Source organism: Enterobacter sp. Ag1, from assembly GCA_000277545.1.
Taxonomy (GTDB): Bacteria; Pseudomonadota; Gammaproteobacteria; order Enterobacterales; family Enterobacteriaceae; genus Cedecea.
The window spans coordinates 1-3,522 of record AKXM01000059.1; the positions used below are offsets into that span (position 1 = coordinate 1).

The window sequence follows — 3,522 nt, forward strand, 5'->3', positions numbered from 1 at the left end:
CACCGGAGGTGGAGGCAAAAGTATCCTCAACACCGGTTTTAAGTGTGCCGCGGCTGACCGTAGTAGTACCTGTGTAGGTATTGGTGCCAGTCAGTATGAGGGTGCCGTCACCCTCTTTGGTCAATGTCTTACCGTCCCATACACCATCGGCACCATTGATATTATCGGCAAGTATTGTGCCTATGTTGAGTACTGCTCCGCCTTTAAGGTCAAAGGTTCCATAGCCATCACCTGCGGTATTGTTCCACCGCAGGCTGTAGATGATGGAGTTTCCATCATCTGAAAGAGACATCTTTGCGTAGTCTGTTGCGGCCTCTGTCAGCAGCTCGTTGATAACATTCCCTGATATAAATCCGCTAATGCCTGAGGTGGTGGTGGCCAGTGTGTAGGTGTTCTGCTGCCATTCACTGATATTTCCACGCAGGGTAACGGTACTTTCCAGAGAAACCGAATCTGCCTTTAGCACAGAGTCCCAAGTGGGGTTATTGAAGGTGAGCGACGTGTTCCTGGCGAAAGAGGCTTGCCCCGTTAGGGTGAGCATCTTACCGGAGAGTGTTAAGCTGGTATAAGCATTCGCCGTCAGATTTCCGGTAACTGTCGTGGCGTCATCGCTGGCAATGGAGAGGGTATTGAAAGTGTCGGTTTCTGAAAGAACGATGTCACCGTTGATCTCTGAACCAGATTTAAGGATCAAATAATTATCATTGCTGGTTAAACGAATTGCCGCACCGCCCGTTCCGCTAGTACCATTGGTTCCACCGTTCCCGTTACCCGCGTTACCACCTGCACCCCGATCAATAGTTCCGTTGTTAATAATAGTCAGGTTGCCTCCAACTAAGGCATCGCCACCAATACCACCATTACCACCTATGCTCGTATCTGTAGTTGAACCTGAGCCACCTTTACCGCCACTACCGCCGCTAATCCTTCCATTATTGACGATGTTAAGGTTATCGCCACTTATACCTGCGCCTCCAGAGCCTCCTTCACCTCCGTCACCAGGTCCCGACCAACCCCATTCGTTTAGGTCCACGCCGCCCGTGCCACCGGAACCACCATTACCCCCCGAAATTACGCTATCGTTAAGGATGGATAGATTCTTACCGGCGATAGCTGTACCTCCCGAGCCTCCTGCGCTGGCGATCTGAATACCAAGAACATCACCACCACTACCGGCTTCCCCACCCGCTAGCACTCCACCTGTGTTATTGTTGATAGTAAGGTGATTCCCAGATATTGCATTGCCTCCTGCTCCGCCAGAACCCATGGTGAGATATCGACCGGTGCCTCCACCCGCATCGCCGCCGTTACCGCCCGTTAGTATTGCACCATTATTAAATATAGTAGCTGTCGATATGCTGACTGCGTCCCCCCCATTACCGCCATTACCGCTTTCAGAACCATTGCCCATTGCTATGGTACCTGCCCCTCCAATCCCCCCAGCTATATTAGCGTCAGTAATGCTGATGGGGTTATCCTCAGGTTTAAAAGTACTGGTCGTAAATTCATAAGATGATGAACCATCTGATCCATTGATTCCATTCGATGAGTCAACACCGTTACTGCCTTTATTTGACTGGAGGAAATAGGTCACTCCATTCCCAGGTAGTGTTATGTTTTTTGTTTCAGCGACTGATGAACTATTAATTCCGCCTAAAAAAAAGACAATAGAGAAAATCACTTTTTTTTTCTTATGTGAACGGCTCAATTCCCCACCAGCCATCCAGGCTCGCTGAGTTGAATTCCATGCGAGGTGATATCTATGGTTCACTTGGTTTCCTCTTAGGTTATGAATTGAAAATAAAAATTTGAAATAAACGTCGATATCTGGAGAGGGAAAGATGGCAGGAAAGCACACACCAATCCTTATTTTATTTCTCGGGAATTATATGTCTAAAGAAAATCTTTTTTTCTTATAATAATAACTCATGGAGTATCCCTACTATTAAATCCATTAAAAAAGTATCATGAATTTCTTACATGCCGGGAATGCCCGGCAATCCTCGGTTACGTTCATTCACAAACTGTAAAAATGCCAGTTGCCGTAGTCCCGTCTTCTCAAGAATTTTTTTTCGGTGCGCGTAGAGTGTTTTGACCGGTTTTCCTGTCATGCGGGAAAGTAACGGTAGGCTAACCCCGGATAAAAAAAAGGGGAGCATGCGACGCTCTGTGAATGTCAGTCTTATGCTTTCGACGCGGGTGCTTTTTCCCAGAGCGTGTTGTCCTGACTGACGCAAAGCGAACTGTAATGAGGTAATATCCTGTCGCTGACTAAGGCTAAGGCATCTCTGGTTTGCAAATGGACATAATCTCCCGCTCTCATCACACGTCAGCCAGATCCGAACTGCATCAGGACGAAGGGCATGAAGAGCGTTCAGAGCCGTCCATTCTCCCCGAAACACAATCCGGCTGTCCACAGCAAGAATTATACGTCCTGCAACCTCGATTTCTGGAGGAATATATCGCGAACTGAACCCCACCCGTAGACAAACCATCTCGGGCAACAGCGCGGTAAGGCCCGTGTATAACCAGCAATTCTCTGTCAATACAATCAGTAGCACTTCATTGTTCATGTCTCTCACCGTTTCATGTAAACAGGTATTCCGTTATGCGGGAAACGCATTTTCTCTGATAGTTTTTTTCTGTATACGTAGGCTGTACTGATACTGGTGCCGAGAATGCAGGCTATATGTTTCATGCTGACGTCTTGTGCTAATAAAGTCAGAGTTCGATACTCAGGCAGGGTGAGTGCGCCAGCACTATAATTTGCAGCAGTAATTTTTCCATTATCGGGTATTCGGCGTATACTATTTGCCAGTCGTTCAAGTCCACTGTCTGAGGATAAAACTGCATGTACATTGGCAAATTCGGTCAATAATAAGAGTGACAAAGGATATAACGTTGGGCTAGAGATAATAACGATGCTTTTTATATTCAAAATCTGAGGCTGTGTTATAAAGTCATAAAATGTAGATTCATCAAGATTAACAAAGTAAAGATTTTTTCTGCCCGCTATCTCAGCAATTGCCATGATTCCCTTTCCAAAAAAAGAATCATTTTCCGGCCAGTAACCACACTTATCCATGTGAGTCTCCTGCGTGACATTAAAAAGCACGTTATTAATTATGACCAAAAAAAGAATGCCAACCAATGAAAAACACAAATTCAGACAGGCCCACAGTGTAGTTTACATTGATTTCGCACCGACTCAGAGGTTGTAGCGAAATAGTATACACATAACAACAAAATAGTCAAAAACGATCAATTATCTTTTTGTGATAGGCTTGGGCTATCAGAGGAATGCAATTGATCGATTCATCCTATTTTAATCAAGCGTGAGGTCGCAGATATCAAGGATGCCTGGATAAATAAGCCAAAAGAACCGTCAGTAAATACGCCAGACAAGCACATATTAAAGAAACTTAAATTAATGGAACATTTTTGTATTTATCACCTTGCGTGAGTATCAGCCTGTTAACTTTAAAAAAATGGATATTTGAGCAACTTTGTATTTATGATGGT

Annotated in this window: 3 protein-coding genes; all 3 read right to left on the minus strand. The window is 45.1% G+C overall.

Annotation, left to right across the window (positions count from 1 at the left end):
• Positions 1–1,723, minus strand: a 1,723-nt coding sequence (locus A936_RS21825; RefSeq protein WP_008461651.1) for an autotransporter-associated beta strand repeat-containing protein, incomplete at its 3' end; no start/stop codon positions are given.
• Positions 1,724–1,976: 253 nt separating this feature from the next.
• Positions 1,977–2,573 (minus strand): hypothetical protein, encoded by a 597-nt coding sequence (locus A936_RS21830; protein WP_008461653.1) that lies wholly within the window; start codon positions 2,571–2,573, stop codon positions 1,977–1,979.
• Positions 2,574–2,578: 5 nt separating this feature from the next.
• A complete protein-coding gene (locus A936_RS21835; protein WP_008461655.1) occupies positions 2,579–3,085 on the minus strand; it encodes a helix-turn-helix transcriptional regulator in 507 nt (168 codons plus the stop codon).
• Positions 3,086–3,522: the final 437 nt, after the last annotated feature.

Coding starts and splice junctions, on each gene's coding strand:
- A936_RS21830 (WP_008461653.1), bottom strand. CDS start 2,573: ATGAACAATGAAGTGCTACTGATTGTATTGACAGAGAATTGCTGGTTA.
- A936_RS21835 (WP_008461655.1), bottom strand. CDS start 3,085: ATGGATAAGTGTGGTTACTGGCCGGAAAATGATTCTTTTTTTGGAAAG.